This is a genomic window from Dyella nitratireducens (assembly GCF_014642835.1).
Lineage (GTDB): Bacteria > Pseudomonadota > Gammaproteobacteria > Xanthomonadales > Rhodanobacteraceae > Dyella_B > Dyella_B nitratireducens.
Genome location: NZ_BMJA01000005.1, coordinates 208,043 through 233,711, shown reverse-complemented (window position 1 = coordinate 233,711; position 25,669 = coordinate 208,043). Strand labels below are relative to the sequence as shown.

Genomic DNA, 25,669 nt, shown 5'->3' with positions numbered 1-25,669 from the left:
ATTACTGGCCCACGCCGTGCGGGTGGATCCAGCCCATCCGGATGCCGACGATCACCATCGCAATCAGTAGCAGTGAAAAGCTGATGCGGCGGGTCAGTGCCCACACGGTGCGTTTGCTTTCGTCCTTTTCGGTCATCATGAAATACAGGGCCTGGCCAAGGTTGAAGATCACCACCAGGAACATGATCACCAGCGCTACTTTGTAGATGGTTTCCACGTGAGAATCCCAGGCACGCCCGACATCACCAGTATAGCCATGCATCACGGAGTTGCCGCGTGAGCGTGATGCGTCGTCCGGCGTGGTGGTCGGTGTTGCTGACCCTGGTCGGAGTGCTTGTTTTCGTGCGTCTGGGCGTGTGGCAGTTGCATCGCGCGCAGTACAAGGATGAGCTTCTGCGACGGTATGCCGCGGCGGCCGGCGCGCCGGCGCAGGCGTTCGATAAAGTGGCCGATCAGCCCCCCATGGATGCGTATCCGCGTGTACGCGTGCAAGGGTGTTATCGTGTTGATCGCCTATATCTGCTGGACAACCCCAAGCACGACAGCATGGGTGGTGTAGAGGTGTACGCGCCATTTCAGCCTGACGGGCAAAGCAAATGGCTGCTGGTGGATCTGGGCTTTTTGCCGGGTAACGGCACGGACAAAGCGCCCCAATTGCCTGCGCTACCTACCGATGCGCAAAGCCTGCAAGGTATCTACCAGCCGCCACCAGGTGCGGGGTTGGAATTGGGCGGGAATGCGCTCACGCGGCAAACGCAGTGGCCAAAGACGTCGGTGTATATGGATTTGGATCAGGTGGCGGCCGACTTGCATGTCACGCTGTATCCGCGCGTACTGGTACTGGATGCTGATCCGTCGGCGATCTTTGTTCGCGTGCATACGCTTGATCTCTCTTCCATGCCGCCAGCGCGGCATCGTGCGTATGCGTTTCAGTGGTTCACGTTTGCCATCGCGGCAGTGATTATTTTTATCGTACTGCACCGCAAACGCCGTAATCCTCATGGCCGTCATTCCCGCGAAAGCGGAGGCGCTTTACAACGGCGAATGCCGGTCAATCCATCTTCGCCTTCTGCGCCAAAGCCCATGGATTCTCGCTTTCGTGGGAATGACGGCAAGGAAAAATAAGGCTTTACATGATTACCCCGACTACCTCAAATCAACGCACGGGCCGCCTCAAATTCCTGCTGGTGATCCTGATATTCGCTATACCAGTCATCGCTGCTGCGCTACTCAATCTCAGTGGCTGGCAGCCGAACGGCAAAGGTTATGGCGAACCTATCGTCCCCCAGCGCAACTTCGCGCAAGAACAGGTGCAAGTGCGTCTGGCCGACGGAAAGGCGTGGCCCTGGCGTGATACCTCGCCGCGCATGACGCTGATCGCGCTGGCCGGCCCGAATTGCACCACGCAATGCATCGACGCGCTCACCAAGATGGCCGCCGCACGCATCACGCTCAACAACAACATGTCCCGCCTGCGCCTTTTGTATATCGGCCAGCTGCCTGCCAACGCGGCCACCAACGGCATGGAAAACTACTGGGCGATCGGTTCGGACCCGGATGGTCGCCTTGCCGCGTATCGCCCGACCACCCCGGACAGCGTAAGCGCCCTGCTGGTGGAATCCGACGGCACCGCCCTGGCACGGTATCCTGTTGGTTTCGATCCAAGCGGCCTGCGCAAGGATCTGCAGAAGGTGATTCATTGATGCGCACCCGAAAGATCATTCCCTATCTGGCTGTGCTGGCCGCGGTGTTCGCATTCGGCCTGGTGATGTTCGGGGCATTCGTGCGGCTGTCCAATGCCGGGCTTTCCTGCCCCGACTGGCCGACGTGTTACGGCAAGGCGACTTGGCCGCACCATGCGCAAGCGGTGGCGCAGGCCGATGCAGCGTTCCCTGATCGGCCCTACGAGGCGGATAAAGCCTGGCGCGAACAGGTGCATCGTATGCTGGCCGGTACGTTGGGCGTATTGGTCGTGGCGCTCGCGTTGCTGGCGGCGCGACGCGAGCGCATCGTCATGTTGGCGATTGTTGTAAGTGCGCTGTTTGCGGCGGTCGGCGTCGGGCTCTATCTGCATGGCGAACGCAACTGGTCGTCGGGCCTGGCGTTGCTGGCGATACTTTTGCCCACGACTGGCGCGTTCTGGCTGCGCGAACATGGAGCGCTCAAGATGTGCGTGCTCGCGTTGGCCGTGATCATCTTCCAGGCCATGCTCGGCATGTGGACGGTGACGTTATTGCTCAAGCCGATCGTAGTGATGGGACATCTGCTTGGCGGCATGACCACGTTCGGCCTGCTGGCATATGTCGCCTTGCGCAGCAATGGCATGGGGTCATCGGATAATCGCTATGCAGTACTGCGCAGAGCGGTGGTGTTCGGTATTGTGCTGCTGGCGTGCCAGATCGCGCTGGGCGGCTGGACGTCGGCCAACTATGCGGCGCTCGCTTGCGGTACCGATTTCCCCACGTGCCTGGGGCAATGGGCGCCGCCTACCGATTTCCATCAAGGCTTCGTGCTGTCGCGCGAGATCGGCGTGAACTATGAAGGCGGCGTGCTGGACATGGCAGCGCGCAGCGCGATCCAGATTACGCATCGCATCGGTGCGCTGGTGGTGTTCTGCTATCTGCTGTGGCTTGCGTATCGCCTGCTGCTCAGCGAGTTTCGTTTCGGCGGTATCGCGGTAGCGGTAGTACTGGTCGTGCAGGTATTGCTCGGCATCAGCAACGTGCATTTCGGTCTGCCGCTGCCGGTCGCGACCCTGCACAACGGTGGCGCTGCCTTGTTGCTGTTCACGCTGCTGGCAAATTACGCACGCCTTCAATCCTGGCATGCGAATGATGTGGAGCCGCTTGCATGATGCTGGTGCGTGAATATCTGCAGCTCACCAAGCCGCGCGTTGTGGCGCTGCTGGTGTTCTGCGCAGTCATCGGCATGTTCCTCGCCGTGCCCGGCATTCCGCCATGGCGCGCGCTGGTGTTCGGCACGCTCGGTATCTGGCTGGCCTCGGGTTCCGCTGCTGCGTTCAATCATCTGATCGATGAGCGCATCGACAAGCTGATGGCGCGCACTGCACGCCGTCCGCTCGCCACCGGCAAACTCAACGCACGACAGGTGCTGGTGTTTGCAGCAGTGCTGGGCATTATTTCGATGGTGATACTTGCGTCGTTAGTGAACGTGCTGACCGCGTGGCTCACTTTCGCCGGCCTGATCGGTTACGCGCTGGTATATACGGCATACCTCAAGCGTGCCACTCCGCAAAACATCGTCATTGGCGGTCTGGCCGGCGCGATCCCACCCGTGCTGGGATGGACCGCCGTCACCGGCGCACTGCATCCCTTCCCCTTGCAGTTGTGCCTGATCATCTTCGTCTGGACTCCGCCGCACTTCTGGGCGTTGGCGATCTTCCGCCGCGACGACTACGCCCGCGCGCAAATCCCCATGCTTCCGGTCACCCACGGCGTGGGCTACACCCGCTGGCAGATTCTGCTTTACACCATTCTGCTGGTGCTGGTGAGCGTGCTGCCCTCCGTGACCGGGCATAGCGGCCTGATCTACTTAGGCGGCGCGGCGGTGCTAGGCGCAGGCTTCCTCTATTACGCAATCCGCCTGATGAACCCGCCGGATGAGTTCTTTGCCATGCGGGTGTTCAAGTATTCGGTGATTTACCTAATGGCGTTGTTCGCTTTCTTGCTCGCCGACCATTGGCTACTACCGGTTTCTCCCGCAATGAACCTTTCGTTTAGCTGACTTTTGCAATTGCATTCTTAATGGCTATGGCAGCGGTTTTACAGCCGTATTACAGCCATTCCAAAATTTCTTACTGCAAAATCTTGCTCATTGACGACAAGTAAGGGGTGCGTGAGCATGCCCAAAGGGGGAGCGCATAACACGCCTTTGCCATTCGCTAATGGACTAGCGTCATTGCCTCTTGAATCAATAGGTATGTGCGGTAGGGATGCGGTATGGCAGTGGCAGAAGCGTACTGTGAAGGGGATGCGGCTGGAGCTGCCGATACAGGCCTGGCCTGTCTGGTAATCATTGCTCGCCTGCATGGCATTGCGTTGGACCCCGCGCAGATTCGACATGAGTTTGCCGAACCAGGGCGCCTCTTTGATGCCGACCTCATTCGTCTGGCGGCCGAAAAATTCGGGCTCAAGGCCAAGCTGGTTCATGCGGAGCTTGGACGGATTGGGCATCTGGCATTCCCCGCGCTGGCTATCGATAACGATGGCGTCATGTATGTCATCGCGCGTGTCAATGAAAAGAAAATCCTGATCCAGGACCCGCGCCATGGCAGTCCTCAGTTGCTATCACATGAAGAAATGGCCAATCGGTGGTCCGGCAAGGTCATGCTCTTCACTTCGCGGGTGTCGATCGCCGGCGAGTTATCCAAATTCGATTTCAGCTGGTTTATTCCAGCTGTCGTCAAGTATCGCAAGCTGCTGGGCGAGATTCTCGTCGTTTCCTTCTTTTTGCAGTTGATCGGTCTGGCGACGCCATTGTTCTTCCAGGTGGTGATGGACAAAGTGTTGGTTCATCACGGTTTGACCACGCTGGATGTCATTGCGGTAGGCCTGCTTTTCTGCTCGATCTTCGAATCGCTGCTTAGCGGTTTGCGCACCTATGTCTTTGCGCATACCACCAGTCGCATTGACGTCGAGCTCGGGGCTCGTCTCTTCCGTCATCTACTGTCGCTGCCGCTCGCTTATTTTCGCTCGCGCCGAGTCGGTGATTCGGTGGCGCGAGTCCGTGAGCTGGAAAACATTCGCAGCTTCCTGACTGGTAATGCCATTACGTTAGTCATGGACGTACTGTTCTCGTTCGTCTTTATCGGCGTCATGCTTTTTTACAGCGGTTGGTTGACGCTGGTGGTTGTCGCCTCGTTGCCCGTGTATGCCTTGCTTTCGATGACCCTAACGCCAGCCCTGCGTGCGCGGCTGCGTGAAAAATTCAACCGTGGCGCAGACAACCAGTCTTTCCTGGTCGAAACGCTCAGTGGTATCGACACCGTCAAAGCGATGGCAGTGGAACCCCAAACCATGCGGCGCTGGGACAACCAGCTGGCCGGCTATGTGGACGCGGGCTTCCGTACCGTCGCCTTGGGTACCCTCGCGCGAGAAGGTGTGAACTTTGTAGGCAAGCTGGTCACCGTGGCCACCATCTGGATCGGTGCACGTCTGGTTATTAGTGGCGACTTGACGGTGGGCCAGCTCATCGCTTTCAACATGCTGGCCGGGCGGGTAGGACAGCCCATCATGCGCATTGCGCAGCTCTGGACGGATTTCCAGCAGACCGGCATCTCTATGCAGCGCCTGGGTGACATCCTCAATGCACCTGGCGAGATCCACGGTAACAGCCGTAGCACGATGCCGCGGTTGGAAGGGCGCATTGAACTGGATGCGGCCACGTTCCGCTACCGGCCGGATACGCCGGAAGTGCTGCATACCGTCAACCTCAAGATCGAACCAGGCGAAGTGATCGGTATCGTCGGTCGCTCCGGTTCCGGCAAAAGCACGCTCACCAAGCTGATTCAGCGCTTATACGTACCCGAACGCGGCCGAGTATTGATTGACGGCATGGATCTAGCCATGGTGGACGTTTCCTCGCTGCGCCGCCAGATAGGCGTGGTGCTTCAGGAAAACATCCTGTTCAACCGCAGCATTCGCGAAAACATCGCGCTCACCGATCCGGGAGCGCCGTTGGATGCTGTCATCACGGCCGCCAAGCTGGCCGGCGCACACGATTTCATTATCGAACTGCCCGAAGCTTACGACACCCTGGTCGGCGAACACGGCTCTACGCTATCGGGTGGCCAGCGTCAGCGCATCGCCATTGCACGTGCGCTGATGAACAACCCACGCATTCTTATCTTCGACGAGGCGACCAGTGCGCTGGACTATGAGTCCGAGCGCATCATTCAGAACAACATGCGTGCCATCTGTCAGGGCCGTACGGTGCTGATCATCGCGCATCGATTGTCGGCAGTAAGAGATGCGAACCGCATCATCGTCATGGAGCGCGGCAATATCGTGGAAGAGGGTAGCCATACCGAACTCCTGCAGAAACAGGCCGGCCACTACGCGCGCTTGCATCGGTTGCAGCAGACATGAGCACATCAACCCTGCGATGGCTAGCCATGCGCGACCTGCTCGGGCGCTACGCACGCGTGTTTCAAGCTGCCTGGGGTATGCGCACAGCGCTTGATGTACCCCTGCGCCTGCGCCACGAAATCGAATTTCAGCCGGCCGCACTGGCCCTGCGTGACGCACCCATTCATCCAGCGCCGCGTTGGGCCATGGGCCTGATCGTAGGGCTGCTGGCACTAGCAGTGGCCTGGGCCAGCCTGGGCAAGGTGGATGTGGTGGCAACCGCCGAAGGCAAGATTGTCCCCAATGGCGACGTGAAAACCATCCAGTCGGAAGACACCGCGGTCGTCACCGCCATCCACGCCACAGATGGCCAGGTTGTGAAAAAGGGCGATGTGCTGATCGACCTGGATGCCACCGATGCCGCAAGCAACGCCAGCGATGCCGAGGCACTACTCATGGCAGCACGTCACGAAGCGGTGCGTGGGCGCGCATTGTTGGAAGCCATCGACAAAGGTCAATCGCCAGTTTTTTCAGCGTCTTTCATTTCAAACACGTCTGACCTGGTAACTCAGCGCCAGGTATTGGCAGGCGAATATGCAGATTATCTCGGCACCGTGCGCGAAATGGAAGCCGACATTGCACAAGCGTCCGCCAGCCTCAAAGAAACGGCCGCAGAAATCGCCAAGCTTCAAGGCACTTTACCGATCGAGGAAACCAAAGAGCACGATTACGCCCAGCTCGTGCAACCTGGCTACGTTGGTCGTCACGATTACTACAACGAGCAACAGGCTGTGATCCAGCAAAAGCAGGATCTGGCTGCACAGAAGGCCAAGTTGATCGAGACCCAGGCGACGCTGGATGCAGCCAGGCGCAAGCGCGATGCGTATATCGCACAAACCCGCCGCACATGGCTGGAAAAAATCCAGGACGACGAGACCAAGGCCACCACAGCAGCAAGCGACCTGGCCAAGGCGCGCAACCATACGCGTCTCATGCACTTGGTTGCACCGGTGGACGGTACGGTGCAGCAGTTGTCGGTGCACACGGTCGGCGGCGTGGTAAGTCCTGCGCAAACGCTCATGACCGTAGTGCCAGCCGGACATCAGCTATTGGTTGAGGCCACTGTCGACAATCAGGACATTGGTTTTATCCAGGTTGGGCAACCTGCGGAAGTAAAAGTGGAAGCGTTCCCATACACCCGATATGGCGTGCTGCACGGCACGGTGGCGCAGGTATCCAATGATGCCAAACAGGACGAGACCGACAAGCGCAAGTGGGTGTTCACAGCTCAGATAGCGCTGCCCACAGACCACATAGTGATCGAAGGAAAGTCCGTGCATCTCACGCCGGGTATGGCGGTTACTGCGGAGATCAAGACGGGACGGCGGCGGATTATGAGTTACTTGCTGAGCCCGCTGATTCAACACGCGCAGGAGAGCATGCATGAGCGGTGACCAAGTGAAATCCAAGGTGATTATTAAACACCGTTTAATACTTAAATAATGGTGAAAAGAAATATGCGACTAAGATTAATGATTTTGTCGGCTGTGATCGGTGTCATATGGACGTCGATGTCTATCGCTTCGCCGCAGGCAGTAAATGCGAGTACTGTGGCGCCGCCAACAAAGGACGTGGACGGCACGCAATTTGAGGAATTACGAAACGCCAGATTACTCATCGCCAAACAAGATGAACCTGCGGCGCTTTTGCGCGTGGAGGGTGTCATTAACTATTTTGAGACGAAATATGGAAGTGCCAAGAAGCTCAAGTTCAGCGCTCGCACAGTTACCGAAGCCCTTTACTACATGACCCTCGCAGCGCAGCAACACAAAGAGGCTCAAGTTTATTCGGCCGCATGGGCCACGGCTTACGATATGAAGGGCTATATATTGCAAGACCTTGGCAGGCGTCCCGAAGCGAAAATCGCCTTACAGCACGCTTTGAGGCTTGCGCCACAGAACTCACAAATACTGTCTGAGCTCGCTAATGTTGATGAGAACGATAAGAGCTGGGATGAGGCATTGCGTCATTTTACTGATGCAGAGAAGGCTACGGAGTTTTCTCCGCCACAGTTGAAGAACGTTGAGCTGGGAAGAGCTCTTCGGGGCCAAGGATATGTTTTGGTGGAATTGCACCGACTCGATGAGGCGGCTGCGAAATATCGTCGATGTCTTGAGATCGACCCTAACGATCAGGCTGCGACTCGTGAATTGCAGTATGTCATTGGCCTTGGTCAAAAACAGGCGACCAATCTTTAGAAATGAAGGACGCACCTGATTGGCTTTGTCATCCGTACGTTACATGTGCGTCGTTTTTTTACTGCATCTACCAATTATGTAGGTTACACAGTCAACCAGGTTTTTCATTTCTTTCAAACGAATGGTAGGTATATGAATTCATTCAGGTCTTCGATAAATCCTGCTGTGAGGTTACTTCAAAATAGGAAGATCTGGTGGGTGGCCGCGTTGATGATTGTTCTTGACGGCTGTGCCCTCCATGCAGGCCATCAAGCGACATCTTTGGTTTCGGCATCTAGTCCTGTTTCTTCTTATGAAGGCCGGTTACAAGATCCCTCCCAGGGGCAGGGTACGTCACTTGATCGCTCGGGAACTAGGAATCCTCTGCCTGATAGGGCGACAACCCAGGATATCTGGGAAAGATTCATTGAACTGCTCAAATTACCCCATGGTTTGGTCACAGGTGACGATATTGATCGGGTCTTTGGCGGTCATGTGGAGTATTCCGACAAAGATTCAAAGGGTTACATGGCAAGATCGGAAAACATAAGAAACAAAAATTACTTTATTTCTTTGAACTATTCGTACAGAGCCATTGATAAAAGAAGATTGGTTGGACCTACCTCTGTAATCGATATACAGCTCCCGACCTCCGATTGCCTTAACGTTGACCAGGCGGATAAGGACTTACTGCGTCTTGGCATGCATTTTTTAGTAGAGCAGCAATCATTGATGTCGCCACGGGGAAGGAGCTATCTGTATCCAGACAACAATGGAGAGGTCACACTTCTTTATCGTATGGTTTATCCACAAAGCAAGTCATTGTACGCACGAACTCAGTCGCTGGTGGATTGGAAAAATATCTGCGTGAGCTCATTGATCCTTTACGGATATGTGCGAGTTCCGTAGCGGCGTGATGTTTTTCCATCTTCATTCCTCTAAAACGAAAGGGAGTTCATATGAGCTCAATTAGTTCTGCGCTAAATAAAGTTTTAACCGCATTTCAAAATTCCAGTGGTGTGACGTCTGCGCAATACCAAGAAGTATTGCAAGCCATCAACGACTCGCCAGCGTTGTTGGCGTCGTTGAATGCGGATGCCGCATCAGGGATGGTGACGGGAATCAATCTCCAGAGCACGGCAGGATCTGATTTTGACACCACGAAGGGTGTCATCAACATCAACGTACAAGATCTGAATAACGACATTTCAGGTTTCAGTGGTGCTGGCGAAAACAGCCTCATATTTGTGCTTGCGCATGAAGATCAGCATGCTGAGGACTGGGGGCTGCCTGGCAATCAGGCCAGCCCTGCCGTTGGAACCGTCGCCTACAACGAGCAGCAAGCTCAACAGGATTTATCTCAGCAAATACAGAATGCGGGCGCTGGTGGGCTTTCTTCCGCGGCTCAAACCGCCTGGGCCGCGGGCTACCAGGGCATCGGCCTGGATGACGAGGCCCAGGCCAATATCAGTGGTTGGAATGCGGTGCTCAGTAAAGCAGAAGCCCAGAATGGCGGTGCGTTGTCCTCGGCAGAATTGAATAATCTGATCAACGCAACTCCCCAGTCCTATTCACTGTTTACCAATGCTGGTGGTCAAATTACGACTTATGGGGGGATTACTCCGAACACGGATGGGTCCATAACAGCGACCCCTGAAAATATTGACGCTGCCTCGCATGTTGTGGCGAACATCGCCACCTCCACGACGGGTGATCCGTATGCATTATTTTATGGGCAGGAGGCTATTGCATGGATCGCGGCTTACAACGACAACCAGGCTTCCGTGAGCTATTCCGGCCTAGGCCTTACCACCGGAGCGACGATTACTGGCTTGAATTCGACATCGGGCCAAGGTGGTGGCCCGCTCACGTCGCTGCAGATTGATCAAGGCCTGTCTTCCTATTTTTCATCGGATAGTGCCAAGGCTTCTAAGGCGATCACCTTGGTAGACAATGACGATAATTCGACGGTTACCTATACACCAACGGTGAATAGTTTTGGGGTGGATGGCACCTACACTCAAACCATCCCTGCACCTGCCGCATCTGTGACATCAGTAACAACCGATGCAGGGCTTAATTCGGTGGGAGATGAGGTCTATCAAGAAGTTGATACGCTTGCGACAAACGGCATTCTGAGTTCTGACATCAGTGGTGCCGGCGACGTCGCCAATTTGACCAACGCGATCGTGGCGGCATCGGCCAACTCGACATTTATCTTGAACGGTTCCGGCAACACGGTGACAGTGGGAAGTGGCGGCGCGCTGACTGTGCAAGGGAATAATAATGCGGTAGACGCTACCGGTGGGGCGATCAATGTGTCGGCGGGTGATACGGGCAACACCTACGATGGCGATCAGACGACGATCAACGCGGCCGCCGACTTCGCTGGTACCATCGATGGCACGGATAACTCGATTTATCTGGCATCCAATAGCAGCACCAGTCTTACCCTTAGCGGCACGAATGAATCCGTCTCCTCTACTGGCAACCAGATCAGCCTCGTGGGGACTGGTACGAGTGCTTCGGTAACGGGCGTCAATACGGTTGATGTGAATGGCTCCAATCAGTCACTGACGCTGGCTACGAACGGTGACACTGTTGATACCAGCGCCGGTGACACCGGCGAGATGCTCAATGGTTCCGGCTTCACGTTGAACGGTGGTGCCGGCCAGTTTACTGGCACGATTACCGGCGGCGGAAACACGTTCAATCTCGATGCCGATAGCGGGTCATCGTTGAGCTTGAGTGGTACCAGCAATAATTCCGACATCGTGAATGGGGCCAGCGCTGCAGTTACCTTGGCCGGAAGTACTCAAGCCAATGTTAATGGCAATAGCAACACGATTAATGAGGTGAGCAATGACGTGCTAGGTGTCTACGGTGGCGGCAATACCATCGACGCCGGCGCGGGCGAATATCTGGTGATCGGCAACACCAACGACAACCTCGACATCGTCAACAGCACTGGCGATGCGGGCGGCGGTACGTCATCGGATGGCTTTGGTACGGGCATCAGCTTGAATGTCAACGCGCAGGCCAATGTGGACGGCAGCGGCAACATGGTCTACGGAAACACCAGCGATGTGTTGGGTGTCTACGGCGGTGGCAACACCATCGACGCCGGCGCGGGCGAATATCTGGTGATCGGCAACACCAACGACAACCTCGACATCGTCAACAGCACTGGCGATGCGGGCGGCGGTACGTCATCGGATGGCTTTGGTACGGGCATCAGCTTGAATGTCAACGCGCAGGCCAATGTGGATGGCAGCGGCAACATGGTCTACGGAAACACCAGCGATGTGCTGGGTGTCTACGGCGGTGGCAACACCATTGATGCTGGTGCGAATGAGCTTCTGGTAGTTGGCAACACTGACAGCAATGTAGACACCATTAATGCCACCAATGATACCAATGGCGGCACAACGTCCAATGGCCAAGGCACCGGCATCTTTCTCGATGCCGGCAGTGATGCCAACGTTAACGGCAGCGGTGATGACGTCAACCTGCAGGCTCACGACACCCTCACGCTGAATGGCAACAACGATATTGCCAGCGGCAGCGACGATACGCTCGCCCTTGATGGCACGGGCGACACCATAGACATCAGCCACGCCACGATTGATGTATCCGGCGACGATGGCGTCACTATCGACGGGTCGGACGACAAGATCGTGGGTAATTCGGGTGACGATTTCACCATCACCGGCACCGACGACACCGTGGATGCGTCGGATGCGTCGATCACCTTCGATGGAACGAACACGGGCGATTACGTCAGCGGTTCGGGTGACTCGGGTTCGAACTGGGATGATCCCACGGGTAGTGGCGGCTATTCCGACCCGGGAACGGGTTATTACGGCTATGGCCTGACGAAATGGAAGAACAAGAGCCCCAGCGCTGCGCAAATTGCCAAGGCCGAGCATTCGGACAGCGTATACGAAGGAGCCAAGTGGGCCGACCAGACCATCACCTGGAGCTTTGCGAGCGCTGGAAATGGCTATAGCGATGCCATCACGAATAGCGCCGAACAGACCGCGGTAGCACAGGCGTTCCAGGCGTGGGCAAAAGCATCGGGTCTCAACGTCGACGAAGTGGCAGCCGGCAGCAAGGCCGATATCGAAGTGGGCTTCAGCGATTTGAATCCGGCCAGCACGAACCAGATCGGCCTGACCAAGTACAGCAGCCAGGCCGGCGTGCTCACCGGCGCCAACGTGGCATTGGAAGACCCGAGCCAGGCGGCACTCACGACCGACGCTAGCGGTCAGCTGGAGTACGCCAATACAGATGCCACGTTCGAGCAGGTGGCCTTGCATGAAATCGGGCATGCATTGGGATTAGCGGATACCGATGTGGCTGGGTCGATCATGAATGCGGTGTTGGGTACGGATAACCAAGCCATCAGTGCCACCGACGCGACCAATGTGCAGAAGCTCTACGCCAACACATCCAGCAGCAACGCTGAGCTATCTCAGGTGCATCAGCTGGTACAGGCGATGAGCACGTTCGATGCGGGCGAGCAGGGGATCGATCTCAGTCCGATGGCGGAGCTGTATCTGCAGAAGGAGCAACCGCTGGTAGGCAGCTTGAGTCATGTTCGAGCCGCATAGTTGAAGGTAATGAGATCTGTGCGCCAGCTAGGCACGCAGGTCTCTTGGTTTGCTATGGCAGCATTCCAAGGAAGTCTACATGCGCACTAATACAGCCAATGCCATCTTGCTGTAACGAAGGTGGGTGGATCCGAGATGCAAGAGTGACGAGCGATGAAACAGAGTAAGGTGCTGATAATTTGTTTTATGGTTTTCGCCGGTCAGATCGGTAGCGATGTCGTGCGAGCTACAGATGCTGCTCCTCCCTATCAAGCCTCAGCTTCGTTCTCGTGCCACCATGATCCCAAGTCGGCGCTGCCCTGTGCGGGCACGGGGTTGCCTGAGCCACGTGATGTGGATGCCTTCTGGCAGAACATGATCGCCATGGTGGTCGAGGGACATGGCTATGTCACGCCCCAACAGGTGCAGCGTTCACTAGGAATTTCATTTTCCTCTGTGCACCGTGATGCGGACGGGCATCTGGTTGTCAAGTACGAGGGTAACCAGAGAGTAGTGCCTCTAAGCATCCAACTGGACGGCTATCCCGCGAACAGGAAATTGATGGGTTGGGAACGCGCTCAGGGCGAACCGGTGCGAGCGTATTCTGTGCTCAATATCGCTGGGGGTGATTTGGGCTGCGTTCCTTTGCAAAAAGCGCAGAAATTATTGACTGACAAGGGCTTTGTACTACAGGGCTCTATTAGTTATCCGATGTCGAATACATATAAATCGAGATCGGAGTTTGTAGAAAGACACGGATCTGCCGCGCTCGTCGTGTACTACGACAATGGAGCGATAACCATGCCTTGTGTTGAATCAATCAAAGTGGTTGGTCTCAAATAGTTGCTTCGTTATTAGTAAATACTTCGATGTGTGCTTGCACCGTCGGCATCACATAGGGGCACGGACGGGCCGAAATGCAACTTCGGGCTGTTGATCGCAAACTGGGAGAAGAAAGTGTCAAACCCTACAATCAACGTATCCGCTTTTCAGGCGGCAACGGGCGGCAACCAGCAATTGATGGACCTCATTCCGATATTGAACAACTCGCCCACGCTGGTTGGCTTGATCAATACATTTACCGCCAATGCAAATAACAAACTTGTCATTGGGACGAACAATCAGGATCCGGTAAATACGTCCGGATCCGGGAGCACGGCCACCATATCTTCGAGTTTCTTCGCCAACTTTGATCCGACGACCATCAACGTTGCACAAAACGACGGGGTCAACGAAGCGGAGGCCATCGGAGTGGAAATCGGTCACGAAGTGGCACATACGGTGTCGCAAGGTGGCCAGTACACACAAAATCCGACGAGCCTGTCACAGGGAGAAAGCGCGGACCTTAATGCGGAAGGGGTCGCTTCGGTAGCCTCATACAATGTGGCGAATGAATTCAATCAATGGAACACCGCCCAATACGGCGCCGGATTTGACGTGCAGGCGGCCAATGACAACAGTGGTCTTCAAAACGTTCTAAACGGAGTCACCATTGGATCCTACCCGAGCCTCGCTGCAGCTCAGGTGGCCGCAGCGGCTAACTGGATGTCGACGCAAAATCCATCGTCGGCAACCAGTCTCACGTATAAGCAATATATTGATGACAGTGTGGCTGTTCAGCTGTGCAACGGATCGTCGTCCACCATCAATTCGGCAGGACTCAATAATTCACTGATCACTTGGCCAAGTGTTACGCCTAATAATTTTGTCGTCACACCCGATGCCAATGGTGATGGCGGTTGGTCGCTGAGCGCGCAGGGCATCCAGACTTCGAACGGAACTTTCAGCCTGAGCGGATCTTCTAGTCCATCGCAGGTAACGAAGTGCGTTTTTAACCAGACCACGCCTTCCGGTCAGCAGTCGGCCTATCTGTTTGGCCAGGGCGCACAAGACGACATCAGCAACGCCACCGTATCGGCTGCTCCAGCGAGCCAAGTTGCAATCACCGGCAATGCCAATAATGTCACCTCCGGTAGCGGCACGACGACCGATGTGCAAGGCAATGGCAATACCGTCACCGCGATGGGTGGGACGATCAACGATACTGCTGGTGATTCCGGTAACACCTTTGATGGTGACCAGACCATCATTAATGCTGGGGGCAGCTTCTCCGGCACAGTCGATGGTATCGGCAATTCCATCTACCTGGTCTCCAATACAAGCTCCGACCTGACGTTGGGTGGAGCGAGCCAGTCCGTGTTCTCTACAGGTAACCAAATCAGTCTTATGGGCTCGGATGCCGGTGCTACGGTGACCGGCGTCAACACGATCAGCTTGGAGAGTGCAAATCAGTCGCTGACCTTGGATACCAGCGGCGACACGGTCAATACCAGCGCCGGTGACACCGGCGAGATGCTCAATGGTTCCGGCTTCAGGTTGAACGGTGGTGCAGGCCAGTTCATGGGCACGGTGTCGGGTTCCAACGATACCTTCAACCTGGATGCCAGCAGCAATTCGTCGCTTGCGCTCACGGGTACCGGGGAAACTGTCACATCGGCCGGCAATACCATTGCTTTGGATGGCGCGGATAGTAGCGGAACCGTTGCTGGTGCCAATACCGTTGATATGAACGGTACGAATCAATCGCTGACGCTTTCTAGCAGCGGCGATACGATTGCTGTCGCTGCAGACGACACCGATACGATCAATGGTTCGGGTGCAAACATCAGTGCTGGCACGGATGCGTTCGTCAACGCGTTCGGCAGTGACAATACTGTGAAGGGAACGACCGGTGATGGAATGGGCGTCACTGGTAGCGGGAATACGATCGACGCCGGCTCCGACGAGTTGGTCTGGATCAACGGAACGAACGGCACAGCCGACACAGTCGTTGGCAGCGCAATCGCCACAGGCGACACCATGGCCAATGGCCAGGGCAGCGGCATCTGGGTGGCAAACAACGCCCAGGTGAATGTCGAAGGCAGTGACAACAGCATCGGAGGCGCGAGTGGTGACAGTATCGGTGTCAATGGCGGCGGCAATACGGTTGACGCCGGTTCGGACGAATTGGTCTGGCTCAATGCGACGAACGGTACGGCTGATACAGTCATCGGCAGTGATATCGCTACGGGCGATACGATGGCCAACGGCCAGGACAGCGGCATCTGGGTGGCCAACAATACTCAGGTAAATGTTACGGGTAGCAGCAATACCATCGCGGGCACGAGTGGTGACAGCATCGGTGTCAATGGCGGTGGCAATACGGTTGACGCCGGCGCTGACGAATTGGTCTGGCTCAACGCGACGAACGGTACGGCCGATACGGTCGTCGGTAGCGATATCGCGACGGGCGACACGTTGGCCAACGGCCAGGACAGCGGTATTTGGGTGGCCAACAATACGCAGGTAAATGTCACGGGTAGCAGCGACACCATCGCGGGTACGAGTGGTGACAGCATCGGCATCAATGGCGGCGGCAATACGGTTGACGCCGGCGCTGACGAATTGGTCTGGCTCAACGCGACGAACGGTACGGCCGATACGGTCATTGGCAGCGATATCGCGACGGGCGACACGTTGGCCAATGGCCAGGACAGCGGCATCTGGGTGGCCAACAATACGCAGGTAAATGTTACGGGTAGCGGCGACACGGTCGCCGGTACGACAGGTGACAGCATTGGCGTTACCGGCGGCGGCAATACCATCGATGCCGGCTCGGACGAACTGGTTTGGGTCAATGGAACGGGTGGCAACGCCGACACGGTGATCGGCAGCAATATCGCCAACGGCGATGCGATGGCCAATGGCCAGGATAGTGGCATCTGGGTCACCGACAACGCCCAGGTGGATATCGATGGCAGCGGCAACGCTATCGGCATGGGGTCGGGCGACGTGTTGTCGTTGAACGGCAGCGACAAGAATGACTTTTTCAGTGGTTCCGATGACACGCTGCATGCCGACAGCCAGGATGACTTCACTATCGATGGCAGTGATGACACGGTCACCGGCTCGGATGATCAGGTCTCGCTAAGCGGTCAAGGTGACCTGATCGATATCAGCCACGCCACGGTTGACGTGTCCGGTGACGATGGCGTCACCATCGACGGGTCGGACGACAAGATCGTGGGTAATTCAGGTGACGATTTCACCATCACCGGCACCGACGACACCGTGGATGCGTCGGATGCGTCGATTACTTTCGATGGAACGAACACCGGCGATTACGTCAGCGGCTCGAGCGATACCGGTTCCAATTGGGATGATCCGACCGGCAGCGGTGGTTATTCGGATCCAGGAACGGGTTATTACGGCTATGGCATGACGAAATGGAAGAACAAGAATCCCAGTGCCGCGCAAATTGCCAAGGCCGAGCATTCGGACAGCGTATACGAAGGTGCCAAGTGGGTGGACAAGACCATCACCTGGAGCTTTGCCAGCGCTGGAAATGGCTATAGCGATGCCATCGCGAATAGCGCCGAACAAGCCTCGGTAGCGCAAGCGTTCCAGGCCTGGGCGAAGGCGTCGGGCCTCAACTTCGATGAAGTGGCGGCCGGCAGCAAAGCCGATATCGAAGTGGGCTTCAGCGATTTGAATCCGGCCAGCACGAACCAGATCGGCCTGACCAAGTACAGCAGCGAGGCCGGCGTGCTCACCGGCGCCAACGTGGCGTTGGAAGATCCGAACCAGGCGGCACTCACGAGCAACGCCAGTGGTCAGCTGACGTATGCCAATACGGATGCCACGTTCGAGCAGGTGGTCTTGCATGAGATCGGGCATGCATTGGGATTGACGGACACCGATGTGGCTGGGTCGATCATGAATGCGATGCTGGGTACGGATAACCAAGCCATCAGTGCCACCGACGCGACCAATGTGCAGAAGCTCTACGCCAACACATCCAGCAGCAACGCTGAGCTATCTCAGGTGCATCAGCTGGTGCAGGCGATGAGCACGTTCGATGCAGGTGAGCAGGGGATCGATCTCAATCCGATGGCGGAGCTGTATCTGCAGAAGGAGCATTTGCTGGTAGGCAGCTTGAGCCATGCTAGAGCGGTATAAGTGAAATGCAGAAAGGCCCTGCATGGCGATACGCCATGCAGGGATCCCCAGTGCACGCAAGTAGTGCCTGCGCGTGTTAAGGCGTGATTAACGCCCATGCTTATCGATTCCAAGAGAAAGAAAAATGCAGTCCTGTAACCATTCCGTACATTTCATATCAGGGTTGCCGAGATCTGGCTCAACGCTGTTATCCGCTATTCTTCGGCAAAATCAACGGTTCTCCGCCGGCATGAGTAGTCCGGTGGCGTCGTTCTTCAATGCAGTGCTTCCCAAGATGAGCGGGGCAAGCGAATATGCGTCGTTCTTTGGGGACGAACGTCGGCATCGTGTATTGCATAGCTTGTTCGGCGCATATCACCACGATGATATCGAGCAAGATAAGCTGATCTTCGATACGAATCGCACATGGACGGCGAAGCTCTCGCTGCTGAACGCTCTGTTTCCTCAAGCCAAGGTGATCTGTTGCGTGCGAGAAGTACCATGGGTGATCGATAGTGTCGAGCAGCTCGTTCGGCGCAACCCAACCCATGTCTCGGGAATGTTTCAGAGCAAAAGTGCGCGCAACGTTTATGGGCGAGTAAAAGACCTGATGGATTCGGAGCGAGGGCTTGTCGGGCTTCCCTGGGGCTCGTTGCGCGAAGCATGGTTTGGTGCGTACGCCGATAAACTCATTGTCATGAGGTACGAGTCTCTGGTTAGAAACCCTTCAAGTGTTATCGGTCGCCTTTACGATTTCCTCGGCGAGCCCTCGTTTAAGCATGATTTTGAGAATGTCGAATACGCCGAAGACGAGTTCGACCGAAGATTGGGAATGCCTGGTCTTCATACCGTAAAGCGAAAGGTTGAGGAGCGAAATCGCCCTACGCTTCTTCCACCCGATATTTTCATGAAATATGCGGACATGAATTTCTGGGAGAGCGAAAAGTTGAATACGAAGAAGGTTGCAGTGCTTTGATGGCTGGTTGCTTGAAAAATATGCAGTGAAAGTAGCGGTGTAAAAATCTGCTCAGGACCAGAGCTCTATGAAGATTGTCGGTAACAAGCAGTTGCTATTGGCGTTGATCGCGTTGTTCTTGGCGGCCTCTTTGGTCAGCGCAGAGGACATCTCCGACGCCAACAAAGCTCCCGCAGCGATGCTGCAGCACGAGCGCATACTTCATGTGGCGAGTGACCCAGGCGATCTCGTTACCTTGGTCATGACGGTTTACACTCCGGACGGTCCAGGGCCATTTCCTCTGGCGGTCATGAACCACGGCTCCACGTCGGATCTGCCGCCCGCGGAGCAGCCTCGATATCACCTGACCTTCTCGGCTTATTACTTCCTCTCGCGTGGCTATGCAGTGGCGTTGCCGATGATGCGTGGCTATGCCGGATCGGGCGGGCATATTCATGCGCATGGTTGTGACTTTGTTGAGACTGGCCTTGAAGCCGCGAAGGATATACGCGCGGTAATCGGGTATTTGAAGCAGCAGCCTTATATCGATGGTTCACGGATCGTGGTGGCGGGACAGAGTTTTGGTGGATGGAACACCTTGGCTTTCGGCACGCTCAACGAGCCTGGTGTTAAAGGCCTGGTGAGTTTTGCAGGTGGCATGAAGGCATCGGATTGTCGTAATCCTGACAAGGCGCTGATTGCGGCGGCAGGTGCGCTTGGTACGCGAGCATCCACGCCTTCGATCTGGTTCTTCGGTGACAACGACGCATTGTTTGCGACACCGGTCTGGCATGCGATGTTCGAGCGCTACACGGCCGAAGGAGCGCCGGCGGAACTGGTTGCCTATGGCAAGTTCGAAAACAACTCGCACAATCTGCTCGGCTCGGGTGCGGGCCTGAATCTGTGGATGCCGAAGCTGGATGCGTTTCTTGCGCGCGTTGGTTTGCCGAGCACACTCGTTTATCCCGCATACCTGCCCACGCCGGCTCCGCCACCGAGCCACTATGCGGCGCTGGATGATGTGCAGGCGCTGCCGTACCTGAGTGTTCATCCGGACCAGGCCGCGGCGTATTACCAAAAATTTCTCGCTAAACCGTTACCCAGGGCGCTGGCCATCGGCATGCACGGTGCGAGTGAGGCTTCGGAAGGCTTTGATCCCATCGCACGAGCGTTGCAACTGTGTAGTCAGAGGAGCCCCGATTGCAGGCTTTATGCAGTCGACAATGACGTCGTGTGGACGCGCCCGACTCCCGTTCCCCCACCTACGCATTTCGCCCCGCTTGCCAATGAGCAGGCCGTACCGTATCTCGATGCGAAAGGGCGTGCAGCCTATGAGAAATTCCTCGCCATGCCCCGGCCACGTGCTTTTGTCATCGCTGCCGATGGCGGCTGGGATGCTGCGGCATTAGGCGCCGATCCGGTGGCCTACGCCCTCGCGAAATGCAACGCGAAGCATCGGGACTGCCGTTTATATGCGGTGGATGGCGACGTGGTCTGGCAGCAGTGACCTTTCATCATCCTCATTGGCCGTTTGCTTGATGACAGATTTAGTGAATCGCGAAAAAGTTTATGACCAAGGCTTGACAGTTTCGCACCGCAGCAAGACAATTCCCGCGCCCACCGGCGCAGTACGACCGGCCGGGCCTCTGTCCGAACTAACCAAGGCATATGGACGTTTACCCTAGTCGCAACGTCGACATCCGCGAGCATCGGGTGCCGGCATTGCATAACAAGCTGATCGTTCGCGGCAACCGCCAGCGGTTGGCCGGCGCTTTCCTCGACTAGGGAAGTCCGGCCTAACCCTCACGGTGCCGCGGGCACCGAATGAGGAGATGGGCCAATGAAGCTCCTTCGCGATTTCTTTCGTTTCCGCACCGCGGGCCGGTTTTCCCTGGCTGGCCGCCGTCAAGCCGTGCGTCCCGTTATCACCGTCACCGTTCCCCAGCCACTGACCCCGCGGCAGGCGGTCGAGCGTGCCCAGGCCGATGTGGCACGCACGTCCCGTCATCTTCATTTGGTATCAAGTCACTAATGCGTCATCCGCGGCTTCATAAAGGGTGGCCTCCGCCAGGACCGCAACGCCGGTCCGCGGGGCGTCGTCCTGGCCGCGGATTGCCCTGAGGGGGCGGGCCTTTCCTTAAAGCTTGCCTCCGTCGCAACAACTTGATCCCACGGAAGCGAGCGATGATGAACCGAGTCACCCAGGCGGCCAAAGCCAAGACTGCGGCAGCACCCCAGCATGTGGCAGCCGCGCAGGATGCATTCCGCGAAAACGAAGCCTTGCTGAGCGGCCTGGACACCAGCCTGGCTGGTCTCGACGAAGAACAGATCACCGAACGCCTCGAACGCGACGGCATCAACGAGGTATCGCACGAGAAGCCGCCGCACTGGTCGGTGCAGCTGCTGCGCGCCTTCAACAACCCTTTCATCATCGTGCTGGTGATCCTGGCGGTGGTGCAGGTGTTCGTAACGCCGGATGACCTGTCAGGCCCGGTCATCATCGCGGTGATGGTGGGCATCAGCGTGCTGCTGAGCTTCAGCCAGGAATACCGCTCCTCGCAGGCGGCGGAAAAGCTCAAGGCGATGGTGCGCAATACCGCCACGGTGACGCGACGTGCCTCGGATGGCCACAGCGAGCGCATCGAAGTACCGGTGAACGAGCTGGTGGTCGGCGACCTCGTGCATCTGGCGGCGGGCGACATGGTGCCTGCGGATCTGCGCTTGCTTACCGCCAAGGACTTGTTCATCAGCCAGGCGATCCTCACCGGTGAATCCCTGCCGGTGGAAAAGGCCGGCCCAGCGCAGGCACACGTGGTGGAAGCCGGCGAGCACGGCGCGCAGAAAGGTAATCCGCTGGACCTGCCTACCGTTTGCTACATGGGCACCAACGTGGTGAGCGGTTCGGCCACTGCGGTGGCGGTAGCGACGGGTTCGCGTACCTACTTGGGGTCGTTGGCCAGCACCATTGTCGGCGAGCGAGTGCAGACCAGCTTCGATCGCGGCGTAAAGAGCGTGAGCTGGCTGCTGATCCGCTTCATGCTGGTGATGGTGCCGGTGGTGCTGGGCATCCAGTGGTACAAGCACGGTTTTCTCGAGGCGCTGATGTTCGCGCTGTCGGTAGCCGTGGGCCTCACGCCAGAGATGCTGCCGTTGATTGTCACGGCCAACCTCGCCAAGGGCGCCATGGCGATGTCCAAGCGCAAGGTGGTGGTGAAGCGTTTGAATGCGATCCAGAACTTCGGCGCGATGGACGTGTTGTGCACGGACAAGACCGGCACGCTGACGCTCGACAAGATCGTGCTGGAACGCCACCTCGACCTGGATGGCGAAGATTCGGATGACGCCCTGGAATACGGTTATCTCAACAGCCACTTCCAGACCGGTTTGAAGAACCTGATGGACAAGGCCGTGCTGGCGCATCGCGATCTGGAACCGATCGTGTCGCGTTACCGTGTAGTAGACGAAATCCCGTTCGACTTCCAACGTCGCCGCATGTCGGTGGTGCTCGCCAATGGCGACGGCCACAACCTGCTGGTGTGCAAGGGCGCGGTGGAAGAGATGCTGGCCATTTCCTCCACCGAGCGGCGCGGTGACGAGATCGTACCGATGACGGAAGAGCGCCGCCGCGAAATCAAGGCGATGACGCGCCGCCTCAACGAGGATGGTCTGCGCGTGCTGGTGGTGGCGATCAAGCAACAGCCGCCGAGCAATCGCGCCTATGGCGTGGCCGACGAAACCGAGCTGACCGCGGTCGGTTGCCTCGCCTTCCTCGATCCGCCGAAGGACACGGCAGCTACCGCCATTGCGGCGCTTCACCATCACGGCGTGGAAGTGAAGGTGATCACCGGCGACAACGAAGCGGTGACGCGCAAGATCTGCCGCGAGGTTGGCCTGAACGTGGAGAACTCCGCGCAAGGCCGTGACATCGAACCGTTGGATGATGCCGCGCTCGATGACTTGGTGAAGCGCACTACCGTGTTCGCCAAGATGTCGCCGCTGCAGAAGGCGCGCGTGGTGAAATCGCTGCAGCGCCAGGGTCACACGGTGGGCTTCCTCGGCGATGGCATCAACGATGCCCCCGCCTTGCGCGAAGCGGACGTCGGCATCTCGGTGGATACCGCCACCGATATCGCCAAGGAATCGGCCGACATCATCCTGTTGGAAAAGAACTTGATGGTGCTGGAGGAGGGGGTGGTGGAAGGCCGCATTACCTTCGGCAATATCATCAAGTACATCAAGATGACTGCCAGCTCCAACTTCGGCAACGTACTCAGCATGGTGGTGGCGAGTTTCTTCCTGCCGTTCCTGCCAATGCTGCCGTTGCAGGTGCTGGTGCTGAATCTGCTGTATGACATTTCTCAGTTGTCGATTCCGTTCGACCGCATGGATGAGGAATATCTGCGTAAGCCGCGCAAATGGGATGCCAGCGACATTGGCCGCTTCATGGTGTGGATCGGCCCGACCAGCTCGATCTTCGATATCACGACGTTTCTGCTGTTGTGGTTTGTATTCGGTGCCAACGCCGGGGAGCATCAATCACTGTTCCAGTCGGGCTGGTTTATCGAGAGCCTGCTCACGCAGACGCTGGTGGTGCATATGATCCGCACGCGCCGGATTCCGTTCCTGCAGAGCGTGGCCGCGGCGCCGGTATTGGGCCTCACGACGGCGATCATCGTGATCGGCATGGTCATCCCGTTCACTGGGATCGGCACGAAGATCGGCATGGTGCATTTGCCCGATGCGTATTTCGGCTGGCTGGCGGCCACCGTGGTGGCTTACTGTGCGCTGACGCAGGCGGTGAAGGTGCTTTATATGCGCCGTTACCGGGGATGGTTGTAATACCACCGCGGTTTATTTTTCCGTAGGTTGGGTTAGCGCAGCGTAACCCAACGATATCGCGCGAATACGTTGGGTTACGCTGCGCTAACCCAACCTACGTTCGCACCTACCAACGTTGAAATTTTTGGGAGGCCGGCCATGAAAGGCACCTTCGCACTCTTCGACATCGCCGGCTATGTCGCCCTGCTCTTGTGGGGTACGCACATGGTCACCAGCGGCGTACTGCGCGGTTACGGCAGCATGCTGCGCCGTTCGCTAGGCCGTTTTCTCGGCACCCGGCCGAGCGCTTTTGCGTTCGGCATCTGCATCACTGCGCTGCTGCAGAGCAGTACTGCTACCGGCATGATGGCTACCTCGTTTGCTGCCAGCGGCATGCTTGGGCTCGCCCCGGGTCTCGCGGTGATGCTCGGCGCCAACGTCGGCACTACGCTGATCGTGCAGGTGATGTCGTTCAATATCGCGCTGATCGCACCGATTTTGATTTTGTTCGGTACCGCCTTGCACCGACGCACGGATGATGTGCGCTATGAAAACATCGGCCGTGTCGGTATCGGCCTGGGCCTGATGCTGTTGTCCCTGCATCTGCTCGTACTGACCATGGCGCCGATGGAAAACGCGCAGTTGCTCAAGGCGGGCATGCAGGCACTCGCAGACGAGCCAGTTATCGCTGTACTGGTCGCTGCTCTGCTGACCTGGATGTGCCATTCCAGTGTGGCCGTGGTGCTGCTGATCGTGTCGCTTGCCACCGGCGGAGTGGTCGATGCGACGGGTGCGATGGCGCTGGTGCTCGGCGCCAATCTCGGCAGCACCTTGCCGGCCTTGCTTGAAGCACATACGCCGGTCGCGCGCCGGTTGCCGCTGGGTAACCTGCTGGTGCGAGCATTTGGCTGCGTTATCTGCCTGCCGCTGCTGCACCCGATGGCGCACTGGCTGTCGACGCTGGGCGATGCGCCTGCGCGTGTCGCCGTGAATTTTCACACCGCCTTCAATCTTGCTTTGGCGCTGATTTTCCTGCTGCCGGTGAACAAGCTCGCGCAATGGCTGGTACGGTTGCTGCCTGAGCCGCCACAGCCGGCCGATCCGGGCATGCCGCTGTATCTGGAAGAGGCCGCGCTGGAAAGCGCCGGTGTAGCGCTGGTGAACGCACAGCGTGAATCCATGCGCATGGCCGACATGGTCGAAGACATGTTGAAGGGCCTGGTCGAGATCTTCGGCAAGGACGACAGCGTGCGTGCCGCCGCCATCAGCAAGAAGGACCCCTATCTGGACCGCCTCGGTGTCGCCATCCGACAGTACTTGGCCGACCTCGGCGGCGAAGCGTTGAACGAAGAAGACGGCGAGCGCAGCCAGGAAATCCACGCGTTCGTCATCAACATCGAGCACATCGGCGATATCACCGCCAACAACCTGGTGGAATTCGCCGCCAAGAAAGCCCAAAGCGGCCAGGATTTCTCGGCCGACGACATCCAGGATCTTGCCGCCATGCACGCGCAGATCATGGAAAGCCTGCGCCTGGGCCTTGCGGTGTTCATGCGCGGGGATCTGCGCGCCGCCCAGCAATTGATGGAGCGCAAGGAATTGCTGTGGCGCCTGGAAAACGACGCCTCCGACCGACACATCCGCGAGCTGCGTCAGCAGCGAGACGGTGGCGGTGGCGACGTGTACCTCCGCATCCTGCGCGATTTGCGCCGTATTCATTCGCATCTGGCGGCCATTGCCTACCTGCCATTGGAACGCGCCGGCCTGCTACAGGGCCGGCTGGTGCAGCCCAATGGACACCATCACGCCGTTGCAGAAGGAAAAGCCTGAACTTGGACAGTCATACGCAAGCCGAACCTCCGACTATTAGTCCGTTTAGCTGACTGCCGCCCCGCGTGACCCGGAGGCGGTGGTCTTGGACGGCCAAACCGCGGTCCGGGGCACGCAAGGCTTTGCCTTGTCCCCTTCACCGTTTTGCAACACGGCTGTGGCCTTGTGGCTGCA

At 57.3% G+C, this 25,669-nt stretch carries 17 protein-coding genes; 16 read left to right on the top strand and 1 reads right to left on the bottom strand.

Going from position 1 to position 25,669, the window contains the following annotated elements; genetic code table 11:
- Position 1: 1 nt before the first annotated feature.
- Positions 2–217, bottom strand: coding sequence for a twin transmembrane helix small protein (locus tag IEX75_RS21330; protein WP_188797564.1), 216 nt, complete (start codon positions 215–217; stop codon positions 2–4).
- A gap of 68 nt (positions 218–285) precedes the next feature.
- On the opposite strand from IEX75_RS21330, the gene IEX75_RS21325 reads away from it, so the two are divergent.
- The 16 genes from IEX75_RS21325 (at position 286) to IEX75_RS21250 (ending at position 25,495) form a co-directional block, all read left to right on the top strand.
- Entirely contained in the window at positions 286–1,125 is an 840-nt protein-coding gene (locus tag IEX75_RS21325; protein ID WP_308422167.1) for an SURF1 family protein, read from the top strand.
- Between the two features lie 8 nt (positions 1,126–1,133).
- Entirely contained in the window at positions 1,134–1,703 is a 570-nt protein-coding gene (locus IEX75_RS21320; RefSeq protein WP_188797560.1) for a hypothetical protein, read from the top strand.
- Positions 1,703–2,854, top strand: coding sequence for a COX15/CtaA family protein (locus IEX75_RS21315; RefSeq protein ID WP_188797558.1), 1,152 nt, complete (start codon positions 1,703–1,705; stop codon positions 2,852–2,854). Before IEX75_RS21320 ends, IEX75_RS21315 begins: the two co-directional genes overlap by 1 nt.
- Positions 2,851–3,744: a heme o synthase gene (cyoE, locus tag IEX75_RS21310; RefSeq protein ID WP_188797556.1), complete on the top strand. Its 894-nt coding sequence runs from the start codon at positions 2,851–2,853 to the stop codon at positions 3,742–3,744. The genes IEX75_RS21315 and cyoE overlap by 4 nt, the downstream gene beginning before the upstream one ends.
- 215 nt (positions 3,745–3,959) lie before the next feature.
- Positions 3,960–6,107 carry a type I secretion system permease/ATPase gene (locus IEX75_RS21305; protein ID WP_188797554.1) on the top strand — a complete coding sequence of 716 codons (2,148 nt, stop codon included), beginning with the start codon at positions 3,960–3,962 and terminating at the stop codon, positions 6,105–6,107.
- Complete coding sequence (locus IEX75_RS21300) at positions 6,104–7,540, top strand: HlyD family type I secretion periplasmic adaptor subunit (RefSeq protein WP_188797552.1); 1,437 nt, start codon at positions 6,104–6,106, stop codon at positions 7,538–7,540. Before IEX75_RS21305 ends, IEX75_RS21300 begins: the two co-directional genes overlap by 4 nt.
- A gap of 117 nt (positions 7,541–7,657) precedes the next feature.
- Entirely contained in the window at positions 7,658–8,344 is a 687-nt protein-coding gene (locus tag IEX75_RS21295) for a tetratricopeptide repeat protein (RefSeq protein WP_188797550.1), read from the top strand.
- Positions 8,345–8,542: 198 nt separating this feature from the next.
- Positions 8,543–9,232 carry a hypothetical protein gene (locus IEX75_RS21290; protein WP_188797548.1) on the top strand — a complete coding sequence of 230 codons (690 nt, stop codon included), beginning with the start codon at positions 8,543–8,545 and terminating at the stop codon, positions 9,230–9,232.
- A gap of 110 nt (positions 9,233–9,342) precedes the next feature.
- Positions 9,343–12,936 carry a beta strand repeat-containing protein gene (locus IEX75_RS21285; protein WP_188797546.1) on the top strand — a complete coding sequence of 1,198 codons (3,594 nt, stop codon included), beginning with the start codon at positions 9,343–9,345 and terminating at the stop codon, positions 12,934–12,936.
- Between the two features lie 153 nt (positions 12,937–13,089).
- Entirely contained in the window at positions 13,090–13,758 is a 669-nt protein-coding gene (locus tag IEX75_RS21280) for a hypothetical protein (RefSeq protein ID WP_188797544.1), read from the top strand.
- A gap of 114 nt (positions 13,759–13,872) precedes the next feature.
- Positions 13,873–17,913: a beta strand repeat-containing protein gene (locus IEX75_RS21275; protein ID WP_188797542.1), complete on the top strand. Its 4,041-nt coding sequence runs from the start codon at positions 13,873–13,875 to the stop codon at positions 17,911–17,913.
- A gap of 124 nt (positions 17,914–18,037) precedes the next feature.
- Positions 18,038–18,868 carry a sulfotransferase family protein gene (locus tag IEX75_RS21270; RefSeq protein WP_188797540.1) on the top strand — a complete coding sequence of 277 codons (831 nt, stop codon included), beginning with the start codon at positions 18,038–18,040 and terminating at the stop codon, positions 18,866–18,868.
- Positions 18,869–18,935: 67 nt separating this feature from the next.
- Positions 18,936–20,354, top strand: a complete 1,419-nt coding sequence (locus IEX75_RS21265) for an alpha/beta hydrolase family protein (RefSeq protein WP_229721008.1) — start codon at positions 18,936–18,938, stop codon at positions 20,352–20,354.
- Between the two features lie 333 nt (positions 20,355–20,687).
- Positions 20,688–20,879 carry a hypothetical protein gene (locus IEX75_RS21260; RefSeq protein WP_188797538.1) on the top strand — a complete coding sequence of 64 codons (192 nt, stop codon included), beginning with the start codon at positions 20,688–20,690 and terminating at the stop codon, positions 20,877–20,879.
- Between the two features lie 155 nt (positions 20,880–21,034).
- Positions 21,035–23,686, top strand: a complete 2,652-nt coding sequence (gene mgtA, locus IEX75_RS21255; protein WP_423373300.1) for a magnesium-translocating P-type ATPase — start codon at positions 21,035–21,037, stop codon at positions 23,684–23,686.
- Positions 23,687–23,824: 138 nt separating this feature from the next.
- The gene (locus IEX75_RS21250; protein WP_188797534.1) at positions 23,825–25,495 is read left to right on the top strand and encodes a Na/Pi cotransporter family protein; all 1,671 of its coding nucleotides are present in this window, start codon (positions 23,825–23,827) and stop codon (positions 25,493–25,495) included.
- The last annotated feature ends 174 nt before the right edge of the window (positions 25,496–25,669 follow it).

Coding starts and splice junctions, on each gene's coding strand:
- IEX75_RS21295 (WP_188797550.1), top strand. CDS start 7,658: ATGTCTATCGCTTCGCCGCAGGCAGTAAATGCGAGTACTGTGGCGCCG.
- mgtA (WP_423373300.1), top strand. CDS start 21,035: ATGAACCGAGTCACCCAGGCGGCCAAAGCCAAGACTGCGGCAGCACCC.
- IEX75_RS21325 (WP_308422167.1), top strand. CDS start 286: ATGCGTCGTCCGGCGTGGTGGTCGGTGTTGCTGACCCTGGTCGGAGTG.
- IEX75_RS21300 (WP_188797552.1), top strand. CDS start 6,104: ATGAGCACATCAACCCTGCGATGGCTAGCCATGCGCGACCTGCTCGGG.
- IEX75_RS21320 (WP_188797560.1), top strand. CDS start 1,134: ATGATTACCCCGACTACCTCAAATCAACGCACGGGCCGCCTCAAATTC.
- IEX75_RS21270 (WP_188797540.1), top strand. CDS start 18,038: ATGCAGTCCTGTAACCATTCCGTACATTTCATATCAGGGTTGCCGAGA.
- IEX75_RS21265 (WP_229721008.1), top strand. CDS start 18,936: ATGAAGATTGTCGGTAACAAGCAGTTGCTATTGGCGTTGATCGCGTTG.
- cyoE (WP_188797556.1), top strand. CDS start 2,851: ATGATGCTGGTGCGTGAATATCTGCAGCTCACCAAGCCGCGCGTTGTG.
- IEX75_RS21305 (WP_188797554.1), top strand. CDS start 3,960: ATGGCAGTGGCAGAAGCGTACTGTGAAGGGGATGCGGCTGGAGCTGCC.
- IEX75_RS21315 (WP_188797558.1), top strand. CDS start 1,703: ATGCGCACCCGAAAGATCATTCCCTATCTGGCTGTGCTGGCCGCGGTG.
- IEX75_RS21280 (WP_188797544.1), top strand. CDS start 13,090: ATGAAACAGAGTAAGGTGCTGATAATTTGTTTTATGGTTTTCGCCGGT.
- IEX75_RS21260 (WP_188797538.1), top strand. CDS start 20,688: ATGAAGCTCCTTCGCGATTTCTTTCGTTTCCGCACCGCGGGCCGGTTT.
- IEX75_RS21250 (WP_188797534.1), top strand. CDS start 23,825: ATGAAAGGCACCTTCGCACTCTTCGACATCGCCGGCTATGTCGCCCTG.